Below are 20461 nucleotides of genomic sequence, written 5' to 3'. Positions count from 1 at the left end.
CATACCATCGTCGAGCGGCTATACATTTTTGTATGAATACCTCTATTCCCTGGGAGTGGTACCGAACCTTTCTCGCCGTCCTGCAGGAAGGCTCTTTATCGGGCGCATCGCGTACCCTGAACATCACTCAGCCGACGGCGGGGCGCCATATTGCCGGGCTGGAGGCCGCCCTCGGCCAGGCCTTATTTACCCGCTCGCAAACCGGCCTGCTGGCGACCGACGCGGCGCTGGCGCTGCGGGTGCACGCCGAGGCGATGGACAACACCGCCCGGGCGCTGACACGCACGGCGGCCAACTTTAGTCGCGACAGAGCCGATCTGCGTGGCGTGGTGCGGGTGGCCGCCAGCGAGGTGGTCGGCGCGGAGGTGCTGCCGCCGCTGGTTGCCCGGCTCAGGCAAGCGTGCCCGAATATCGTCATCGAACTGATGCTCTCCAATCGATTTCAGGATCTGCTTCACCGGGAGGCGGATATCGCGGTGCGGATGGTCGCCCCTCAGCAGGAGCAGCTTATCGCCCGCCGTCTCGGCAGGATTGAGCTTGGATTACATGCCACCGCCGCCTACCTGACGCGCCAGGGCCTGCCCGCGACCCTCGACGATCTGGCCAGCCACGCGCTGATTGGTTTTGATAGCGCCACCCCCCTCGTGCGCCGGGCCCTGCAGGCTTACCCTCGTTTTCAGCGTGAGGCCTTCGCGATGCGGACCGATAGCGACCTCGCCCAGTTGAGCCTGATCCGCGCCGGAGCGGGGATCGGCATCTGCCAGGCGCCTCTTGCGGATGGCATTATTCCCCTGCAGCGAGTGCTGGCGGCCGACTTTTCTCTGTATCTTGATACCTGGCTGGTAATGCATGAGGATCTGCGCCACAGCCCTGCCTGTAAGCGGGTGTTTGATTTTCTCGCCCAGGGGTTGCAGGCGTATATTCGTGGCCCACTGGCGAGCTGCCCCCCCCATCGCGCGGGCATTTCATTGCCTGCGGAAATAGTCACTCATTGACACTGTAAATATGGCATTGTATAAAACCCCGCCCCAATAATGAGTTTCATTTGCATTACTCCCATTTGCTGGTCATCCACTCGCCTGTTTACAAGGATAGCGTTTAATGAAGAAGGTCCTTTGCGCGTTAGGCTTGATGTTCACCGCCGTCAGTTCCGCGCTGGCAACAACCTACCCCCTGACGATTGACAACTGCGGCTATCAGGAGACCTTCACCCGGCCGCCGGAGCGCGTGGTCGCGCTGGGGCAAAATACGGTCGAAATTCTGCTGCTGCTCGGGCTGCAAAAGCAGGTGGTCGCCAGCGCCTTCTGGCCGACCAGCGTTTTACCGCAGCTGGCTGAGCAAAACGCGAAGATTAAAACCTTGACGGTGGAAATTCCGAGCCTGGAATCGGTGCTGGCGCAAAATCCCGATTTCGTTCCCGCCCAGTTGCCGCTGCTGCTGGGGCCGGAAAGCAAAGTCGCCAGGCGTGAAGATCTCGCTACCGTCGGCGTAAACAGCTACGTCTCACCGGGGATGTGCGCCACCAAAAAGGCCACCGGCGATATGTACGGCAGCCGGCAAAAGCTGTGGGATATGACCTGGCTGTATCAGGAAATTAGCGATTTCGCCCGCATTTTCAACGTCGAAGATCGTGGTCAGGCGCTGATTGCCGATTTCAAAAAACGTGAAGCCGACCTGCGCCACGAATTTGGTAAAAACAAAAAGGATCTCTCCTTCGTCTTCTGGTTCTCCAGCGCCTCACCTTCGGCCGATGCCTATGTTGGCGGCAAAAACAGCGCCTCCGGATTTATCGCCAGCGTGCTGGGCGGACATAATGCGATTACCTCCGAGACCGAGTGGCCCACGGTGAGCTGGGAGAGCATTATTGCCGCCAACCCGGATGTGATCGTGGTCGCCAGTCTGGACCGTAACCGCTGGGCGCTGGATAAGGCCGAGGAGAAGATCAAATTCCTCAAAAGCGATCCCGCCGTCAGCCAGCTGGAGGCGGTGAAAAAAGGCCATATCGTGGTCATGGACGGTCAGGCGATGAATCCGACCATCCGCACGCTTTACGGCGCGGAACAGGTGGGCGAGCAGCTGAGAAAAATGGGGCTGAACTGATGAGCGTCGCCGCGATTGAGACGCGCCGCAGCATACTGCTCACCGGCTGGTGTGTACTGGCAGCGATCGTGCTGGCGCTGGTGATCGCTGTGGGCGTCAGCGTCGGCGAGCTGGCCATCCCGCTGCAGAATGTCTTTTATGCTATCAGCAACAGAACCGGCTTAACCGCTGAGCCGCTCAACCGTATCTATGAGAGCGTAATCTGGGATTTCCGCCTCAGCCGCGCGCTGGTCGCCGCCTGCTGCGGCGCAGGCCTCGCTATCTGCGGCGTCGTGCTGCAAAGCCTGCTGAAAAATGCCCTCGCCGAACCCTACGTCCTCGGCGTCTCCGCCGGGGCCTCCACCGGCGCGGTGTCGATCGTGGTGCTGGGCCTTGGCGCTGGCGCGATTTCCCTCTCGGCAGGCGCCTTTGCCGGGGCCTTCGCCGCCTTCGCCTTTGTCGCCTTGCTGACTAACGGCGCGCGCGGCGGCAATGAGCGTACGATTCTTGCGGGCGTTGCCGCCTCGCAGTTATTTAACGCCATCACGGCCTATACCATCAGCACCTCCGCCAGCGCGCAGCAGGCGCGCGATGTGATGTTCTGGCTGCTAGGCAGCTTCAGCGGCGTTCGCTGGCCCGAATTCCAGTTGGTCATCGTGGTGGTGCTCGCGGGCCTGGCGGTCTGTCTGTGGTATGCCCGGGCGCTGGATGCGTTCACCTTCGGCGATGATGCCGCCGCCTCGCTGGGGATTGCCGTGCCACAGGTACGCCTGATCCTCTTCACCACCGCGGCGCTGATCACCGCCACCATCGTCAGTATGGCCGGCTCGATCGGCTTTGTCGGCCTGGTGGTGCCGCACGTGATGCGCTTCTTCTTTGGCCCGCTACACCGGACGTTGCTGATCGCCAGCGCGCTGGCAGGGGCGATATTGATGGTACTGGCGGACATTGCGTCGCGCCTGCTGATTGCCCCGCAGAGTCTGCCCGTTGGGGTGGTAACCGCCCTGGTTGGGGTGCCTTTCTTTGCCGTGATTATCTACCGCTCAAGGAATAAGTGATGAGTATTTGCGCTGAAAATATTACCTGGAAGGCAGGCAAAAAGGTCATCGTCAATAATGTCTCGCTGCGGGTGCCGCGCGGCGAAACGGTCGGACTGCTGGGGCCCAACGGCTGCGGCAAATCCTCGCTGCTGCGCGTTCTGGCGGGCCTGCGCCGCCCGGATGCAGGTCGCGTCACCCTCGACGGCCAGGATATCGCCCGGATGGCGAAAAAGCAGCTCGCCCGCCGCGTGGCTTTCGTCGAGCAACACGGCATGACCGAGGCCAATATGCGGGTGCGCGACGTCGTGCGCCTGGGACGCATTCCCCACCACTCTCCGTTCTCAAACTGGAGCGCTCAGGATGACGAGGCGATTGCCGCCGCGCTGCAGCGGGTAGCGATGCTGGAGAAAAGCGAACAGGGATGGTTAAGCCTCTCCGGCGGCGAGCGGCAGCGGGTGCATATCGCCCGCGCGCTGGCGCAGAGCCCGAGCGAAATCCTGCTGGATGAGCCGACCAACCATCTGGATATACACCATCAGATGCAGTTAATGCAGTTGATCAGCGAGCTGCCGGTAACCAGCATTGTGGCCATTCACGATCTTAACCATGCCGCGATGTTCTGCGATTCGCTGATCGTGATGCAGCAGGGGCAGATCCTCGCCAGCGGGACGCCGGAGGAGATTTTGTCCGAAGCGCTGCTGTGGGACGTTTTCCGGGTGAAAACCAAAATCGAGATCTCCCCTTACCACGGCAAAAAGCACATTCATTTCATCGTTTAGGTTGGGCGGATATGCCTCTTTTCTCCCTGCGCCCTGCGGCAACCCTCTGGCCTCCGGTGTTACTGGGAAGCCAGTTCGTTTTTAATATTGGCTTTTACGCGGTCGTTCCTTTCCTCGCCCTCTTCCTGCGCGACGACATGCTGCTCTCAGGCGGACTTATCGGCCTGATCCTCGGGCTGCGTACCTTCTCCCAACAGGGCATGTTTATCCTCGGCGGGACGCTGGCCGACCGCTATGGCGCTAAGGCGATCATTCTCGCCGGCTGCGTCGTTCGCGTCGCCGGTTTTCTCCTGCTGGCGTGCGGGGCGTCGCTGTGGCCCATTATCCTCGGCGCCTGCCTGACCGGCGTCGGCGGCGCCCTGTTCTCCCCGTCGATAGAGGCCCTGCTGGCGCGGGCCGGCACCCTAAGCCAGGCCAACGGGAAACGCAGTCGCGCCGAGTGGTTTGCGCTGTTTGCGGTATGCGGTGAACTGGGAGCGGTGATCGGCCCGGTGGCCGGAGGCGTGCTGAGCGGGATCGGCTTTCGGCATATCGCCCTCGCCGGCGCGGGAATATTTCTTCTGGCGCTGGCGGTGCTCTTTTTCTGTCTGCCCGCCGACGGGCACACGACAACAACGCGCAGACGAGTCCCATGGTGGACGCCTTTGCGCCAGCCGCGCTTTGTCGCGTTTATTCTCGCCTACAGCTCATGGCTGTTGAGCTACAACCAACTGTACCTCGCCCTGCCGGTGGAGATCCAACGTTCCGGCGGCCGCGAGCAGGATCTGGCGCCGCTCTTTATGCTGGCCTCGCTGTTGATTATCACCCTCCAGCTCCCTCTCGCCCGCTTCGCCCGGCGAATGGGCGCCGTGCGCATCCTGCCGGTGGGCTTTCTGCTGCTGTCGGCTTCCTTTGCCAGCGTGGCGTTATTCGCCGCCGCCCCACCCGCCGAAGGTTGGCTGCGGTTAATGCCGGCGGCTGGTTTTGTCACGCTGCTCACCCTCGGCCAGATGCTGTTAGTGCCCGCAGCCAAGGATCTGATCCCGCTGTTCGCCGAGGAGTCGACGCTGGGCGCCCACTACGGAGCGCTCGCCACCGCAGGAGGGTGCGCGGTGTTAGCCGGGAATTTACTGCTCGGTCATTTGCTTGACCTGGCGCTCATTCCCTCGCCGCAGGCGGTTTATCCCTGGCTTCTGCTGGCGCTGTTTCCGCTGTGCAGCGCCGTCGCCCTGCGGGCGATCTGTCGCCCGCTGGCGGCAACATGACGCAGAGCGGGTAACAGCCCGCTCTGGAAGTGAACCGACGATAAAGTACACCGCCTGGGGAAGATAACGGGCGCGCCCCGCCTTACTTTGCCGCCAGCTCGCGACGAATAATCTCGGCGCCGGCGCTCAGGGCGTGCAGTTTGCCGGTCGCGACATGGCGCGGCAGCGGCGCCATACCGCAGTTGGTGGACGGGTAGAGTTTGTCGGCATCGACGAACGCCAGCGCCTTGCGCAGGGTTCCAGCCACCTCTTCCGGGGTTTCGATAGCATGGCTGGCGACATCGATCGCCCCGACCATCACCTTTTTACCGCGGATCAACTCCAGCAGATCCATCGGCACGCGCGAGTTGTGGCACTCGAGAGAGATAATATCAAGGGACGATTTCTGCAGCTGCGGGAAAGCCTCTTCATACTGTCGCCACTCGGAGCCCAGCGTCTTTTTCCAGTCGGTATTGGCCTTGATGCCATAGCCGTAGCAGATATGCACCGCTGTCTCACACTTCAGCCCTTCGGTGGCTCGTTCTAAGGCGGCGATCCCCCAGTCGTTGACCTCATCGAAGAAGACGTTAAAGGCCGGCTCATCGAACTGAATAATATCAACCCCCGCAGCCTCTAACTCTTTCGCTTCCTGATTGAGGATTTTGGCAAATTCCCAGGCCAGCTTTTCCCGGCTTTTATAGTGGTTGTCATACAGCGTGTCGATCATGGTCATCGGGCCCGGAAGCGCCCATTTGATCGGCTGACTGGTGAGCTGCCGCAGATAGCGAGCGTCCTCCACGAAGACCGGTTTCTGGCGCTCCACGGCGCCCACCACCGTCGGAACACTGGCCTCATAGCGGTTACGAATTTTCACGATCTCGCGTTTGGCAAAATCCACCCCGCTGAGATGCTCGATGAAGGTGGTGACAAAGTGCTGCCGCGTTTGCTCGCCGTCGCTGACAATATCGATCCCGGCCCGCAGCTGGTCGTCGAGGGATAACCGCAAGGCGTCGCGCTTGCCGGCCAGTAATTCTTCGCTGGACAGTTTCCAGGGCGACCACAGGGTCTCTGGCTGCGCCAGCCAGGAAGGTTTCGGTAAACTGCCGGCGGTCGATGTCGGAAGCCATGTTTTCATAGTCATTAGCCTTTTATATGGGTTTAGCAAAGCGCGAAATTAGCAGACCATTGCTCAAGCAACGTCTTGTGCGGGTTGATAAAATGTTGTTGTGTAAATTTCCCCTGCTCAATCGCCAACAGGCTGCGCTCTTCCCGGTCATAGACGATTTTTGTTAATGAATGATCCAGGTGGCTGAGATTGGGCTGATAGTATTGCCCCGCCGGGGAGTTGGCATTGTAGATCTCCGGGCGATATATTTTCTGAAACGTCTCCATCGTGCTGATGGTGGCGATCAGTTCCAGGCTGGTGTAATCGCTGAGCAGATCGCCGGTAAAATAAAAGGCCAACGGCGCGACGCTGTTTTTTGGCATAAAATAGCGTACCTGCAGCCCCATTTTGCTGAAATAGCGCTCGGTCAGCGAGACGCCTTCCTGAGCATATTCAATGCCGAGGACCGGATGTTCGTTACCGGTGCGATGGTAAACATCTTTACTGGAGACGCTCAGGCAAATCACCGGCGCCTTGCTGAAGTTGGCGCGCCAGGCGCTGGATTGCACAAAATCCTTAAAGATATTGCCGTGCAACTCGCCAAAGTTTTCCGGTACGCTGAAGCGACTCTGGTCCTTATTATGTTCCAGAAGCAGTACGCTAAAATCGTAATCCCGCACATAGGAGGAGAAGTTATTGCCGACGATACCAGCATGACGCTCCCCGCTCTTTTTATCGACAATATGCGTTTGCAGGATCTCAATCACCGGGAAGCTGGCGCTATCCTGAGCAATATTCATCTCGACAGAAATAATATCCAGTTCCACCGCATAGCGATCGTTATGGGGATTATCCCAGTGGGCCAGGCTATTAAAACGGTTATTCATCATGATTAACGTATTGCGCAGATTTTCCTCACGGTTCACCCCTCTGGCTAAATTAGCGAAGTTGGTGGTAATACGCGTATTTTCCGCAGGGTTATAGTTTTCATCAAACCGGGTGCGCTTAATCGTATAGGTAAATTTATTATTCATGGCGATTGTCCATCCTGATGGCGGGCATAAAGCGAACCCGGCGGAATATTCTCCACCAGCCTGGCGACGCGGAGTCAGGCCGGGCGCGCTTCAACCGGTAAATGTTGTTGATTCGTTAATGAACCTATTTTTGCCAGAGTCAGCGCTGGAGGGAAAGCGACTTAAATTCAATGCAACATGAGCCATCCTCATGTTGCTCCAGGCGGTGGCCGATGGCCGACGCAGGCCGACAATATTAGTCAATAAACGTTTGTTCAATGGATGTCGGCAGGGTACACTCTTTAACCACTATAAGATGGGCTTTTACCTGCCCGCCGTACCCGTTTAGCTGGAGCTTTTGTCGTACAGAATGATTGTTGATATCAGTATTATGTCGATGTGCATGGCCGTACTGCTGATTATGAGCGTACTGCTGAATTAAGAGGCTCCCGAACGCAATGACACTCGCTCTCATCTGACCTCCACATTCGCGAGGAAAAAAGAAGATTCAGAGGATTCGCGCCGCCTGGGATTGTTCCGCCTGCCGGCACCCTCTACTCTTTTGGGACTTGCTTATTGAGGAATCCCGGATGAAAAAAGCTCTGCTTGCCCTGTTCGCTATCGCCACCGTTACCGCCGATGGAGAGGGATCGTGGCCCCCTGCCGCCGTTCCCGCCGCAGCTTCTGCCGCACAGACCGGTGCTGTTTTCAGCCACGGTAGCAACCGATACGCCAGCGGAAACCATTAACAAACTGACCGCGCTGATCCCCGCCGGCCAGGCGAAACACTACGAAGTGCACGTTGAGGTGGTGCCGGTTGGCGAGGGAACCGACAGACAATAGCCCAGGGGATATCTACGCTGTCATCTGTCAGCAATAAAAAAGCTGCCGCATATCGCGGCAGCTTTTATGTACTTATTTACAGCTGAGCAGCTGAAAATTAGCTACGCACTTTCCGGTAGATAAACAGTACCACCAGCGCACCGATAACCGCTACCACGAAGCTGCCGAAATTAAACCCATCGACCTTGCCAAAACCAAACAGGGTACTGATCCAGCCGCCGACCACGGCGCCGATGATCCCCAAAATAACGGTCACGATAAATCCGCCGCCATCTTTTCCCGGCATAATCCACTTGGCTAAAATACCGGCAATAAGTCCAAAAATGATCCAGGAAAGAATACCCATGGTTAACCGTCCTCTTGTTACCTTTAAGCATTTAGTATTGAAAAGAGTAGCATAAATAACGAGAGTGGATCGGTAATAATATAAATATTAGATAATTCCCTGCCGACGCCCGGCTGATCTTGTGACAACATCTCTGGCTCTGGCAGGCCGGCTCTCGCTTATTACCTTAAAAAAAGGGAGGCTATTCGCCTCCCGCCATGCGGCTTATATTACCGCGGTGGTTAGTCGTGATGAACAACATAACCGCGACTGTTCGTCGAAGATTTCAATTTGCCAGACCTGATGGCGCGTCCCGACGTGCAGCGCTTTGCAGACGCCGCGCACCCGGCCCCCGCGCGCCGAACGGATGTGGTTGGCGTTAACCTCCAGCCCCACCACCTTTTGTTCGCCTTCGCTGCACAGATAGCCTGCCACCGACCCCAGGGTCTCCGCCAGCACCACCGACGCTCCGCCGTGCAGCAGGCCAAACGGCTGCTGTGTGCGGCTATCGACCGGCATAGTGGCCTCCAGCGTATCGTCGGTAACGGTCTCAAAGCGAATATCGAGCAGCCCTACCATGTTCCCCTCACCGAGCCGGTTGAGCTGCTCCAGCGTGGCCTGACGTTTCCAAATCATCCGATTATCTCCAGTAACGCCTGCAGCGGGTGGCGAACGCCGCTGCCTTCAATACGCTTCACCTGACTGCGGCAGGAGTAGCCCGTCACCAGACAGCGGTTTCGCGGCAGCCGCTGCATCGCCTGCTGCCAGGAGAGCGCGTAAATGGCCAACGAGTTGGCGTGGTTTTTCACTTCATGACCATAGGTGCCAGCCATCCCGCAACACCCAACGCTGACGTTTTCCAGCTTCGCGCCGAAGTGGGCAAAAATATCTGCCCACTGCTTTGTCGCCGCCGGTAGCGCGGTCACTTCGGTACAGTGACCGAACAGGTACCAGGGCTCACCGCCCAGATCGGGACGGGCGTCGCTGGTTAGGGCCTTCGGCAACCACTCATGGACTAACAGCACCTGGAAATCGCCGCGCTTGTCGCCGAGCGTCTGCTTGTACTCATCGCGGTAGCAGAGCACCAGCGCCGGATCGACGCCCACCAGCGGCATGCCCAGCTGCGCCACGCGGTTGAGGAAGTCCGCCGTCTTCTGCGCGGTGCGCGCGAAGCGGGTGAGGAAGCCTTTGATATGCTGCGCCTTGCCGTTCGGCGAGAACGGCAGGAGCACCGGCTGATAGCCTAAGGCCTCGACCAGACGGATAAAGTCGGCCACCACCTGGGCGTCGTAGTAGCTGGTGAAGGGATCCTGCACCACCAGCACCATCTTCGCTTTCTGCTCGGCGCTCAGCGCTTCGAGCTGCTCAAGGGTCATATTGGCGGAACGGTGGCCGGCCATCTGCTGCTTCAGCGACGGCGCCGAGAGCAGCGGCAGATCGACCATCCCGATATGCTTCTCCGACAGCTTTTTCAGCCACGGCTGGTTAATAAAAAAGTTAAAGGTCTTCGGCGCCTGCGCCATCAGCGGCGCATAAGATTCGACCGAGGCCACCAGATGATCGCGCACCGGCCGCAGATAGCGGCTGTGGTACAGCTGCAGGAAGCGCGAGCGGAACTCGGGAACATCGATTTTGATCGGGCACTGGGTCGAACAGGCTTTACAGGCCAGACAGCCGGACATCGCCTCTTTGACCTCATGCGAGAAGTCATACTCGCCTTTGCGCGCATGCCAGCTGTTGCGCGTGCGCGCCACCAGCGAGCGCAGGCTGACGCCCTGCTCCGGCAGCGCCTTCTCCAGCTGGTTGGGATCGACGCCGCGGTCGGCCAGCAGGCGCAGCCATTCCCGCACCAGCGTCGCCCGCCCTTTCGGCGAGTGGATGCGCTGGTTGCTGACTTTCATCGACGGACACATCGGACTCTTGACGTCAAAGTTGAAGCACAGCCCGTTGCCATTACACTCCATCGCCCCACGCCAGCTGCTGCGCACCGCGATGGGGATCTGCCGATCCCAGGTGCCGCGCTTCGCCGCATCGACTTTCATCATCGGCGCGTCGATACCTTCCGGAGGACAGATTTTCCCCGGATTCAGGCGGTTATCGGGATCGAAGACCGCTTTGATCTTGCGCAGCTCGGCATACAGCGTCTCGCCAAAGAAGGCCGGGCTGTACTCCGCGCGGAACCCTTTGCCATGTTCGCCCCACAGCAGGCCGCCATACTTCGCCGTCAGCGCTACCACCTCGTCGGAGATCTGCTTCATCAGCACCTCCTGCTGCGGATCGCACATGTCCAGCGCCGGACGCACGTGCAGCACCCCGGCATCAACGTGGCCAAACATGCCGTAGCTTAGGCCGTGGCTGTCGAGCAGCGCGCGGAACTCGACGATGTAATCCGCCAGATGTTCGGGCGGTACGCAGGTGTCCTCGGCGAAAGGAATAGGCTTGGCGGCGCCTTTGGCATTACCCAACAGGCCGACGGCCTTCTTGCGCATGGCATAGATGCGCTCCACGCCTTCAAGATCGTGACAGACCTGCCAGCCAATGACGCCCGCCTCGCTGGCGGCCATCAGCTCGTCCAGCCGCTGGCACAGGGTAGTAACCTGCTGGTCAATCAGCGCCGCGTCATCGCCGGCGAATTCGACGATATTGAGCCCGAGCATCTCTTTATCCGGTACGTCGGTGATCAGTTCGCTTACCGAGTGCCAGACGATATCCTCGCGCGCCAGATTGAGAACTTTAGAATCGACGGTCTCCACCGACAGGGCTTTCGCTTCGACCATAAAGGGCGCATTGCGCAGCGCAGAGTCGAAGGAGTCATATTTGACGTTGACCAGACGGCGCACCTTCGGCAGGCGGGTGATATCCAGCCGCGCTTCGGTAATAAACGCCAGCGTCCCTTCCGAACCGGTTAAAATACGGGTCAGGTCGAACTCGCTCATCTCATCGTTAAAGACGTGACGCAGATCGTATCCGGTGAGGAAGCGGTTGAGTTTGGGAAACTTATCAATGATCAGGTCACGCTGCGCCTTGCAGCGCTGGTAGACCGTGTTGTAGATCCGGCCAACCGTCGAGGGGGTATTGCCCAGCGTCTCCGCCAGCGCCACCGGCACCGCCTGGGTATCGAGGATATCCCCGCCCATCAGCACCGCCCGCAGGCCGAGCACGTGATCCGACGTTTTGCCGTACACCAGCGATCCCTGGCCGGACGCGTCGGTGTTAATCATCCCCCCCAGCGTGGCGCGGTTGCTGGTGGATAGCTCAGGCGCAAAGAAGTAACCATAGGGTTTAAGAAACTGGTTCAGCTGATCTTTGATGACCCCGGCTTCAACGCGCACCCAGCCCTCTTCGGGGTTAATCTCGATAATGCGGTTCATATAGCGGGACATATCGACGATAATCCCGCCGTTCAGCGCCTGGCCGTTAGTGCCGGTGCCGCCGCCACGCGGTGTGAAGATCAGCGATTTAAAACGCGGTTCGGCGGCGACGCGCGCCAGCAACGCCACGTCCGCCGTGGATCGAGGAAAAATGACCGCATCCGGCAGCAGCTGATAGACGCTGTTGTCGGTGGCCATCGTTAGCCTGTCGGCATAGCTGGTGGCGGTATCGCCGGTAAAACCCTGTTGCTCCAGTACCTGCAAAAAATTCAGCACCAGTTGAACTACCCCTGGCGCCTGAGAAATTTGTGGGATCATCACGCTTGACCCTGCCTGACTATGTTGTGTTTGAAAATATTGTGTTGGTGCTAACTAAACGTTTGCGTAGCGCATTCAACTTTTTATCACATTTTTTTCATATGCGCCCACGTGTTTTCTGTGCAAAATCAGCCCGGCAAAATTATTGATATTATTATCAGTATATGGATTTACGCGGCGCCAGCTGTTTGGCGCGACTGGAAAGGTAAAATTTCTCTATGATTAATCCCCATCAGCCTCGGGACATTCCGCAAATACTGCTGTCGGTGCTGTTCCTGGCCCTGATTATCATATCCTGCCTGTGGGTTGTGCAGCCGTTTATTCTGTCCTTCGCCTGGGCCGGAACGGTGGTGATCGCCACCTGGCCGGTGCTGCTGCGTCTGCAGCGTGTGCTGTTCGGCAAACGACTGCTGGCGGTGCTGGCGATGACCCTGTTGCTGTTTCTGCTATTCGTTATTCCTATTGCTCTGCTGGTCAACAGCCTGGTGGATAACAGCGTTCCGCTGATCAAACTCATCAGCAGCGGAAATGTGACGCTGCCGGATTTCGCCTGGCTCAACAGCGTACCGCTGGTCGGCGATAAACTGTACTCCGCCTGGCACGGTCTGCTGGATATGGGCGGCTCGGCGATTATGGCCAAGGTTCGTCCCTATATTGGCACCACCACCAGCTGGTTTGTCGGTCAGGCGGCGCACATCGGCAAGCTGCTGGTCTACTGCGGTTTGATGCTGCTGTTCAGCGCGCTGCTCTACTGGCGCGGCGAGCAGGTGGCCTATGGTTTCCGCTACTTCGCCACGCGCCTCGCGGCCAAACGCGGCGACGCCGCGGTGCTGCTGGCCGGCCAGGCCGTGCGCGCCGTGGCGCTGGGCGTGGTGGTCACTGCCCTCACTCAGGCGGTACTGGGCGGGATTGGCCTTGCCGTCTCCGGCGTGCCCTACGCCGCTCTGCTGACCGTGGTGATGATCTTTACCTGTCTGGTTCAGCTCGGCCCTTTACTGGTTTTGGTGCCGTCGATTATTTGGCTTTACTGGAGCGGGGACACCACCTGGGGCACCGTGCTGCTGGTCTGGAGCTGCGTAGTCGGCACCATGGACAACGTTATTCGTCCGGTGCTCATCCGCATGGGCGCCGACCTGCCAATGATCCTTATCCTCACCGGCGTCATTGGCGGCCTGATCGCCTTCGGCATGATCGGCCTGTTTATCGGTCCGGTGCTGCTCGCCGTCTCCTGGCGACTGTATGACGCCTGGGTGCATGAGGTGCCGCCGCCGCCGAAAGACCCTGACGTCGTCCTTGAAGAGCTCAGTGAGCTGGAGGCCGGTCGCAAGTAATGCCTGGCAGGCGGGGAGACCCGCCTGTTTCTTTGCCCGCATATTGTTAAGCAAAATTTATTGATCGCCGGCAATGCGCTGGCCCCGCGCGCCCTTCACCTCGCTTTCCTCCCCCGGTCCTTCACAACAATTTAACTATTGAGAGGAATCTGATCGACGGCAAAGGCCCCGCTGCCTACTATTAGCTCACGGTTATAAATCAACACCTTGATTTATAAGCATGGAAATCCCCTGAGTGAAACAACGAATTGCTGTGTGTAGTCTTTGCCCATCTCCCACGATGGGCTTTTTTTTGCCCTGCGCATCACGACACCAGATAGCCTGACACCGGTAAAAAAAATCCCCGGCATCGCTGCCGGGGATCGGTCCTGTCAGGGCGAACTTATTTTTTCAGTTCCGCCAGACCTAACCAGGTTTGTACCACGGTATCCGGGTTCAGGGACAAGCTATCAATCCCCTCTTCCATCAGCCAGGCGGCGAAATCCTCATGGTCAGACGGCCCCTGGCCGCAGATGCCGACGTATTTACCCTGTTTCTTCGCCGCGCGGATGGCCATCGACAGCAGGGCTTTCACCGCGTCGTTGCGTTCATCAAACAGCTCAGAAACCACACCGGAATCGCGATCCAGACCGAGCGCCAGCTGGGTCATGTCGTTCGAACCGATGGAGAAGCCGTCGAAGTACTCGAGGAACTGCTCCGCCAGCAAGGCGTTCGACGGGATCTCGCACATCATAATGATCTTCAGCCCGTTCTCGCCGCGCTTCAGCCCCTGACGCTCCAGCTCTTCGACCACCGCTTTCGCCTGGGCGACGGTACGGACGAACGGGACCATCACTTCAACGTTGGTCAGTCCCATATCGTTACGTACGCGCTTCATCGCTTCGCACTCAAGGGCGAAGCAGTCGCGGAAGCTTTCGGAAACGTAGCGTCCGGCGCCGCGGAAGCCGAGCATCGGGTTCTCTTCTTCCGGCTCATAGCGCTCGCCGCCCACCAGGTTGGCGTATTCGTTCGATTTGAAGTCCGACAGACGCACGATCACCCGTTTCGGATAGAAAGCGGCGCCGAGGGTGGCGATCCCTTCGGTCAGGCGGCCAACGTAGAACTCTCTCGGCGAATCGTAGCCTTTCATCAGCTCGCGGATTTCGTTCTGCAGGCCCGGCTCCTGGTCGTCAAACTCCAGCAGCGCGCGCGGATGAACGCCAATCATACGGTTGATGATAAATTCCAGCCGCGCCAGACCGACGCCTTCGTTCGGCAGGCAGGCGAAGTCGAACGCGCGATCCGGGTTGCCGACGTTCATCATCACCTTCAGCGGCAGATCCGGCATGTCGCCGACGCTGGAGCTCTTGACGCTGAAGTCGAGCAGCTCGGCGTAGACATAGCCGGTGTCGCCTTCGGCGCAGGAGACGGTGACATTCTGATTTTCCTGAATGCGATCGGTAGCATCGCCGCAGCCGACCACTGCCGGGATCCCCAACTCACGGGCGATAATCGCCGCGTGACAGGTACGCCCGCCGCGGTTGGTGACAATCGCCGAGGCTTTTTTCATGATCGGTTCCCAGTCCGGGTCGGTCATGTCGGTAACCAGTACGTCGCCTGGCTCAATGCGATTCATCTCGCTGATATCGTGGATCACCTTGACCGGACCGGCGCCAATGCGGTGGCCGATGGCGCGCCCTTCGGCGATGATCTGCCCCTGAGCGTGGAGGGTATAACGCTCCATCACCTGGCCGCGGGAACGCACGGTTTCAGGACGCGCCTGGACGATAAACAGCTTACCGGTGTGGCCATCTTTCGCCCACTCGATATCCATCGGACGGCCGTAGTGCTTCTCGATCTGCACCGCCTGCTTCGCCAGCTCCTGCACTTCCTCGTTGCTTAACGAGAAAATATCGCGCTGCGCCTGCGGCACATCTTCGATACGCACCTGTTTACCGTGCTCCTGGGTCGTCGCGTAAACCATACGGATCTTTTTCGACCCCATGGTGCGGCGCACGATCGCCGGACGGCCAGCGGCCAGCGTCGGTTTGTGGACGTAGAATTCGTCCGGGTTCACCGCGCCCTGCACCACCATCTCGCCCAAACCCCACGCCGAGGTGATAAACACCACCTGGTCAAAGCCGGATTCGGTATCGATGGAGAACATGACGCCGGAGGAGGCCAGATCGGAGCGGACCATCCTCTGCACCCCGGCGGAGAGCGCCACGCCGCGGTGATCGTAACCCTGATGCACGCGGTAGGAGATTGCGCGATCGTTAAACAGCGAAGCAAACACGTGCTTCACGGCAACGAGCACGGCGTCAAAGCCCTGCACGTTGAGGAATGTCTCTTGCTGTCCGGCAAAGGAGGCATCCGGCATATCTTCCGCGGTGGCGGAAGAGCGCACGGCGAATGAGGCCTCGGCGTCATCGGCGGACAGCAGGTCATAAGCATCGCGAATCGCGTTTTCCAGTTCGCTCTGGAAGGGGGTATCGATGATCCACTGTCGGATCTGCGCGCCCGCTTTCGCTAATGCGGAAACGTCGTCAATGTCGGTTTCATCCAGCAGCGCATAGATGCGCTGGTTAACACCGCTTTGGTCCAGGAACTGATTGAAAGCATCAGCGGTGGTGGCAAACCCGTTAGGTACGGAAACACCCATACCGGACAGATTCGTAATCATTTCACCAAGGGAGGCATTTTTGCCCCCAACTCTGTCTACATCATTCATGCCGAGTTGGTTATACCAAAGCACCAGCGGTGACGAGCCATTGTTGGACATCGAGACAATCCTTTTGTGATTTAATACCAGTGAAAAAAATTTCACGATCGACTGCAGGATTATCCTGACATATTTATGAAGCTGAAAAAAACGGTGAATCGTTCAAGCAAATTATTTTTTCATTTTTCGGACTGTTCCCCCGATATTGCTAACTTGATGATTTTTAGGAATTCTGATGGAAAACGCTGGAAATAACGGCGACAAAAAGAAAATGAACCACCCTTTTCATAAAAAACAAAAATAGCGTTTCAATTTTAACAAGAGACAAATCAAACAGGGATATGCTTAAATTTAATATCCGCTTTCAGGCAATTAAACTCATTATACCGGATGGTCAAAATGGAAAGTGCTGTAGATCGCCACGTATTTTATATTTCTGACGGTACCGCCATTACGGCGGAGGTGCTGGGGCATGCCGTGATGTCGCAATTCCCGGTCGCCATCAGCAGCGTAACCCTGCCGTTTGTGGAAAATATCAGCCGCGCGCGGGCGGTAAAGGAGCAGATCGACGCCATTTATCAGCAAACGGGTATTCGCCCGCTGGTGTTCTACTCCATCGTCATCCCGGAAATACGCGACATTATTCTGCAAAGTGAAGGCTTTTGTCAGGATATCGTACAGGCGCTGGTGGCCCCGCTGCAGCAGGAGCTCAACCTCGACCCGACGCCGGTGGCCCACCGCACCCACGGCCTCAACCCCGGCAACCTGATTAAATACGATGCGCGTATCGCCGCCATCGATTATACCCTCGCCCATGACGATGGCATCTCGCTGCGCAACCTTGACCAGGCGCAGGTGATCCTCCTCGGCGTCTCGCGCTGCGGCAAAACACCCACCAGTCTGTATCTCGCCATGCAGTACGGTATTCGCGCCGCCAACTATCCGTTTATCGCCGACGATATGGACAATCTGGTGCTGCCGGCCTCGCTGAAACCCCTGCAGCATAAGATGTTCGGCCTGACCATCAATCCGGAGCGTCTGGCGGCGATCCGCGAGGAGCGCCGGGAGAACAGCCGCTACGCCTCGCTGCGCCAGTGTCGGATGGAAGTGACCGAAGTGGAGGCCCTGTATCGCAAGAATAAAATCCCCTGCCTGAACAGCACCAACTATTCCGTTGAGGAAATAGCGACAAAAATCATGGACATCATGGGGCTGAATCGCAGAATGTACTAATACACTAGTACATTATTAAAAATTTGTTTATGCTATCACCCGTGGCCTATACAGGATCATGCCCTGCTCTTGCAATAAGCAGGGATTGGTTTATCGTGATGCGCATCACTTCCCGGCATTTTCGCCGCGGAAGAAACAGATTTTTGAGACCCCAATGAATAAAACAGACGAATTGCGTACCGCGCGCATTGAGAGCCTGGTAACGCCCGCGGAGCTGGCCCAGCGCCATCCCGTGACGGCCGACGTGGCTGCCCACGTCTCGGCCTCCCGCCGCCGAATTGAAAAAATCCTCAACGGCGAAGACCGCCGACTGCTGGTGATTATCGGCCCCTGCTCCATTCACGACACCGACGCGGCGCTGGAGTATGCCCGCCGCCTGCAGGGCATGCGCGAGCGCTACCAGCCGCAGCTGGAGATCGTGATGCGCACCTACTTTGAAAAACCGCGCACCGTGGTGGGCTGGAAAGGCTTAATCTCCGATCCCGACCTCAACGGCAGCTACCGGGTCAACCACGGAATTGAGCTGGCGCGGCGCCTGCTGCTGCAGGTTAATGAGCTGGGGGTACCGACGGCCACCGAGTTTCTCGATATGGTGACCGGTCAGTTTATCGCCGATCTCATCAGCTGGGGGGCCATCGGGGCGCGCACCACAGAAAGCCAGATCCACCGTGAGATGGCCTCAGCGCTCTCCTGCCCGGTCGGTTTTAAAAACGGCACCGATGGCAATACGCGCATCGCGGTGGACGCCATCCGCGCCTCCCGCGCCAGCCATATGTTCCTCTCCCCGGACAAGCAGGGGCAGATGACGATTTACCAGACCAGCGGCAACCCGTACGGGCATATCATTATGCGCGGCGGCAAACGGCCAAACTATCACGCCGAGGATATCGCCGCCGCCGGCGAGGCGCTGCGTGAATTCGATCTGCCGGAACAGCTGGTCGTTGATTTCAGCCATGGCAACTGCCAGAAGCAGCACCGCCGTCAGCTGGAGGTGTGCGCCGATATCTGTCAGCAAATTCGCGCGGGCTCCACCGCCATCGCCGGGATTATGGCCGAAAGCTTCCTGCAGGAAGGCACTCAGAAAGTGGTCCCCGGCCAGCCGTTGACCTGGGGCCAGTCGATCACCGACCCCTGCCTGAGCTGGGAAGACAGCGAAAGATTATTGAGCGAGCTGGCTGCGGCCACCGCCACCCGCCTGTAACCGCTCCGCCCGCCGCGCCTGCGGCGGGCAATTCTCTTCGCTGACTCCCCTACCAAATCCGGTAACACGATAAATAACGCTTGCCGTCAAAAACAACATTATTGATAATGATTATCATTGTTGCCTTGATTTTTATTTTGAGAGCTATGACGCGTATGGATAACACTGCCACAGCTGAAAAACCAAAAGACAATGCCCCTTATCCCGTGGCGACGGACAGAGAGATCAGCAGTCGGGTTCTGTTAGGCAGCGAAGGACGATTAGTGATTGAGCATGGCGGCCAGCGCTATCTGCTGCGCCAGACCCACGCCGGGAAGTTAATTCTGACCAAGTAAGCGCCCCGCTGAACGCGGGGCGAGGCAAGTTAGCTCGAGCAGCTGACTTCCAGACGTTTCCCCCAGTCCGGCGGGCGGCGGACGTAGTCGTCCTCGCGATCGGTAAAGGGGTCTGCCAGCGCGGCATGCAAGCGCTCCAGCTCGCCCATATCGCCCGCCTCAGCCTGCTCGATCGCCCGCTGCGCCAGCCAGTTACGTAACACCAGCGCCGGATTCACGCCCTGCATCCTCTGCTGGCGCTGCGCGTCGTCCACCTGTTCATCACGCAGCCGCGCACGATACCCGGCAAACCAGCTGTCAAAGGCCGCGCGGTCGATAAACTCATCGCGCAGCGGCGAAGCGGCGCTGAGCTGTTCGCTGTGGCTCAGCAGGCGGAACGTCCGGGTATAGTCGCTCTTCTCGCGGATCATCAGGGCAAACAGCCCGTCCAGCAGGTCGTTATCCCCTTTCTGCTGGCTGAACAGGCCGAGTTTATCGCGCATCCGCTGGCCATAAGCGGTCAGCAAGGCGTGCTGATACTCATCCAGCGCCGCGTTTAACGCTTCAGCGCTGATAAACGGCGACAGCGATTGGGCGAGACGCTGCAGATTCCACAGCCCCACCGCCGGCTGGTTTTCAAAACTGTAGCGCCCCTGATAATCGGAGTGGTTGCAGATGAAGTCCGGTTGAAAATCGTCAAGGAAGCCATACGGGCCGTAGTCGATGGTCAGACCGAGAATCGACATGTTGTCGGTATTCATCACCCCATGGGCAAAGCCCACGGTTTGCCAGCTGGCGATAGTCTGCGCGGTACGCATGACAATGTCACGGAACCATAACAGGTACTTATCCGCCTCATCCTGCAGCTGCGGCCAGTGGTGGCGAATAACATAGTCGGCCAGTTGCTGGACCTTCTGCGGCTCACGGCGATAGTAAAAATGTTCGAAATGGCCGAAGCGGACATGGCTCTCGGCCACCCGCATCAGCATCGCGCCGGGCTCCACGCGCTCGCGGTAGACCGGGGTATCGCTGGTCACCATCGCCAGGGCGCGCGTCGTCGGGATCCCCAGAGCATGCATCGCCTCCGACGCCAGACTTTCCCGGATCGTCGAGCGCAGCACGGCGCGGCCGTCCCCCATCCGCGAATAAGGAGTCAGGCCGGCGCCTTTCAGATGCCAGTCGTAACGGCGGCCATCCGCCAGCTGCTGCTCGCCGAGCAGGATCCCGCGTCCGTCGCCCAGCTGGCCGGCCCAGGCGCCAAACTGATGGCCGCCATATACCTGCGCCAGCGGCGACATGCCCGGAAGCAGCGCTTCGCCGCCCCAGACACCGGCCCCGCTTTCAGGCGCAAACAGGGCGTCGGGCACCCCCAGCTGTTGCGCCAGCGGGGCGTTGCGCCAGATGAGTCGGGCGTTATCCAACGGCGTTGGTGACAGGGAAGTGTAAAAGTCCGGCAGTTCATCCCGCCAGTGGGTGGTAAAAGAAAGGGTCATGGTTCCTCCTCTCTCCAGTGTAGTGCCTGGAACAGCGGATTAACACGGGCGGAGTGCAGGGTTATCGGCATAAAAAAGGGAAGCGTTCGCTT

The 20461-nt window shown here is 58.6% G+C and carries 17 protein-coding genes, 1 other RNA gene and 1 pseudogene; 12 read left to right on the top strand and 7 right to left on the bottom strand.

Going from position 1 to position 20461, the window contains the following annotated elements:
• Positions 1 to 32 precede the first annotated feature (32 nt).
• The 5 genes from HMPREF3140_RS12905 to HMPREF3140_RS12885 all read left to right on the top strand — a co-directional run bounded on the left by HMPREF3140_RS12905 (position 33) and on the right by HMPREF3140_RS12885 (position 5142).
• Positions 33 to 995 (top strand): LysR family transcriptional regulator, encoded by a 963-nt coding sequence (locus HMPREF3140_RS12905; protein ID WP_050483789.1) that lies wholly within the window; start codon positions 33 to 35, stop codon positions 993 to 995.
• Positions 996 to 1101: 106 nt separating this feature from the next.
• Positions 1102 to 2100, top strand: a complete 999-nt coding sequence (locus HMPREF3140_RS12900; protein ID WP_032411766.1) for a siderophore ABC transporter substrate-binding protein EitA — start codon at positions 1102 to 1104, stop codon at positions 2098 to 2100.
• Complete coding sequence (locus HMPREF3140_RS12895) at positions 2100 to 3137, top strand: FecCD family ABC transporter permease (RefSeq protein ID WP_032411769.1); 1038 nt, start codon at positions 2100 to 2102, stop codon at positions 3135 to 3137. The genes HMPREF3140_RS12900 and HMPREF3140_RS12895 overlap by 1 nt, the downstream gene beginning before the upstream one ends.
• Positions 3137 to 3898: a siderophore ABC transporter ATP-binding protein EitC gene (locus tag HMPREF3140_RS12890; RefSeq protein ID WP_004212506.1), complete on the top strand. Its 762-nt coding sequence runs from the start codon at positions 3137 to 3139 to the stop codon at positions 3896 to 3898. Before HMPREF3140_RS12895 ends, HMPREF3140_RS12890 begins: the two co-directional genes overlap by 1 nt.
• 56 nt (positions 3899 to 3954) lie before the next feature.
• Entirely contained in the window at positions 3955 to 5142 is a 1188-nt protein-coding gene (locus HMPREF3140_RS12885; RefSeq protein WP_024622677.1) for an MFS transporter EitD, read from the top strand.
• Between the two features lie 82 nt (positions 5143 to 5224).
• Here the strand turns inward: HMPREF3140_RS12885 and HMPREF3140_RS12880 are convergent, their stop codons facing one another.
• Both HMPREF3140_RS12880 and HMPREF3140_RS12875 read right to left on the bottom strand, forming a co-directional pair.
• Positions 5225 to 6256 carry a methionine synthase gene (locus tag HMPREF3140_RS12880; protein WP_002909005.1) on the bottom strand — a complete coding sequence of 344 codons (1032 nt, stop codon included), beginning with the start codon at positions 6254 to 6256 and terminating at the stop codon, positions 5225 to 5227.
• A 23-nt stretch (positions 6257 to 6279) separates the two neighbouring features.
• Entirely contained in the window at positions 6280 to 7260 is a 981-nt protein-coding gene (locus HMPREF3140_RS12875) for a DUF1852 domain-containing protein (protein WP_002909008.1), read from the bottom strand.
• A 569-nt stretch (positions 7261 to 7829) separates the two neighbouring features.
• Between HMPREF3140_RS12875 and HMPREF3140_RS12865 the strand changes: the two are divergent.
• Positions 7830 to 8082, top strand: a pseudogene (locus HMPREF3140_RS12865) (hypothetical protein).
• Between the two features lie 97 nt (positions 8083 to 8179).
• Here the strand turns inward: HMPREF3140_RS12865 and HMPREF3140_RS12860 are convergent.
• The 3 genes from HMPREF3140_RS12860 to HMPREF3140_RS12850 form a co-directional block, all read right to left on the bottom strand.
• Complete coding sequence (locus tag HMPREF3140_RS12860; RefSeq protein ID WP_002909014.1) at positions 8180 to 8428, bottom strand: GlsB/YeaQ/YmgE family stress response membrane protein; 249 nt, start codon at positions 8426 to 8428, stop codon at positions 8180 to 8182.
• 204 nt (positions 8429 to 8632) lie between these two features.
• Positions 8633 to 9043, bottom strand: a complete 411-nt coding sequence (menI, locus tag HMPREF3140_RS12855; RefSeq protein WP_002909015.1) for a 1,4-dihydroxy-2-naphthoyl-CoA hydrolase — start codon at positions 9041 to 9043, stop codon at positions 8633 to 8635.
• On the bottom strand, positions 9040 to 12096 hold the full coding sequence (locus tag HMPREF3140_RS12850) for a D-2-hydroxyglutarate dehydrogenase YdiJ (RefSeq protein ID WP_004175614.1): 3057 nt from the start codon (positions 12094 to 12096) through the stop codon (positions 9040 to 9042). The genes menI and HMPREF3140_RS12850 overlap by 4 nt, the downstream gene beginning before the upstream one ends.
• 218 nt (positions 12097 to 12314) lie before the next feature.
• Here HMPREF3140_RS12850 and ydiK point away from each other — a divergent pair, with 218 nt between their 5' ends.
• A complete protein-coding gene (gene ydiK / locus HMPREF3140_RS12845; RefSeq protein WP_004148729.1) occupies positions 12315 to 13427 on the top strand; it encodes an AI-2E family transporter YdiK in 1113 nt (370 codons plus the stop codon).
• Positions 13428 to 13615: 188 nt separating this feature from the next.
• Positions 13616 to 13723: antisense sRNA RprA (gene rprA / locus HMPREF3140_RS12840), an RNA gene on the top strand.
• Positions 13724 to 13809: 86 nt separating this feature from the next.
• Here the strand turns inward: rprA and ppsA are convergent.
• Positions 13810 to 16188 carry a phosphoenolpyruvate synthase gene (gene ppsA / locus HMPREF3140_RS12835; RefSeq protein ID WP_032411775.1) on the bottom strand — a complete coding sequence of 793 codons (2379 nt, stop codon included), beginning with the start codon at positions 16186 to 16188 and terminating at the stop codon, positions 13810 to 13812.
• Between the two features lie 75 nt (positions 16189 to 16263).
• Between ppsA and HMPREF3140_RS28790 the strand changes: the two genes are divergently transcribed.
• The 4 genes from HMPREF3140_RS28790 (at position 16264) to hemP (ending at position 18897) form a co-directional block, all read left to right on the top strand.
• The gene (locus HMPREF3140_RS28790) at positions 16264 to 16383 is read left to right on the top strand and encodes a hypothetical protein (RefSeq protein WP_009484225.1); all 120 of its coding nucleotides are present in this window, start codon (positions 16264 to 16266) and stop codon (positions 16381 to 16383) included.
• A gap of 144 nt (positions 16384 to 16527) precedes the next feature.
• Positions 16528 to 17361, top strand: coding sequence for a posphoenolpyruvate synthetase regulatory kinase/phosphorylase PpsR (locus HMPREF3140_RS12825; RefSeq protein ID WP_002909061.1), 834 nt, complete (start codon positions 16528 to 16530; stop codon positions 17359 to 17361).
• Between the two features lie 154 nt (positions 17362 to 17515).
• On the top strand, positions 17516 to 18562 hold the full coding sequence (gene aroH, locus HMPREF3140_RS12820; protein ID WP_004180369.1) for a 3-deoxy-7-phosphoheptulonate synthase AroH: 1047 nt from the start codon (positions 17516 to 17518) through the stop codon (positions 18560 to 18562).
• 155 nt (positions 18563 to 18717) lie between these two features.
• A complete protein-coding gene (hemP, locus tag HMPREF3140_RS12815) occupies positions 18718 to 18897 on the top strand; it encodes a hemin uptake protein HemP (protein ID WP_240164194.1) in 180 nt (59 codons plus the stop codon).
• Between the two features lie 29 nt (positions 18898 to 18926).
• On the opposite strand, the gene selO is transcribed toward hemP, so the two are convergent.
• On the bottom strand, positions 18927 to 20369 hold the full coding sequence (selO, locus tag HMPREF3140_RS12810; protein WP_032411780.1) for a protein adenylyltransferase SelO: 1443 nt from the start codon (positions 20367 to 20369) through the stop codon (positions 18927 to 18929).
• Positions 20370 to 20461 lie beyond the last annotated feature (92 nt).

The sequence above is a fragment of the Klebsiella sp. HMSC16A12 genome, assembly GCF_001808265.1.
Classification (GTDB): Bacteria; Pseudomonadota; Gammaproteobacteria; order Enterobacterales; family Enterobacteriaceae; genus Klebsiella; species Klebsiella pneumoniae.
Note: the sequence above shows the minus strand (reverse complement) of the source record. Positions and strands in the feature narration are given on the sequence as shown.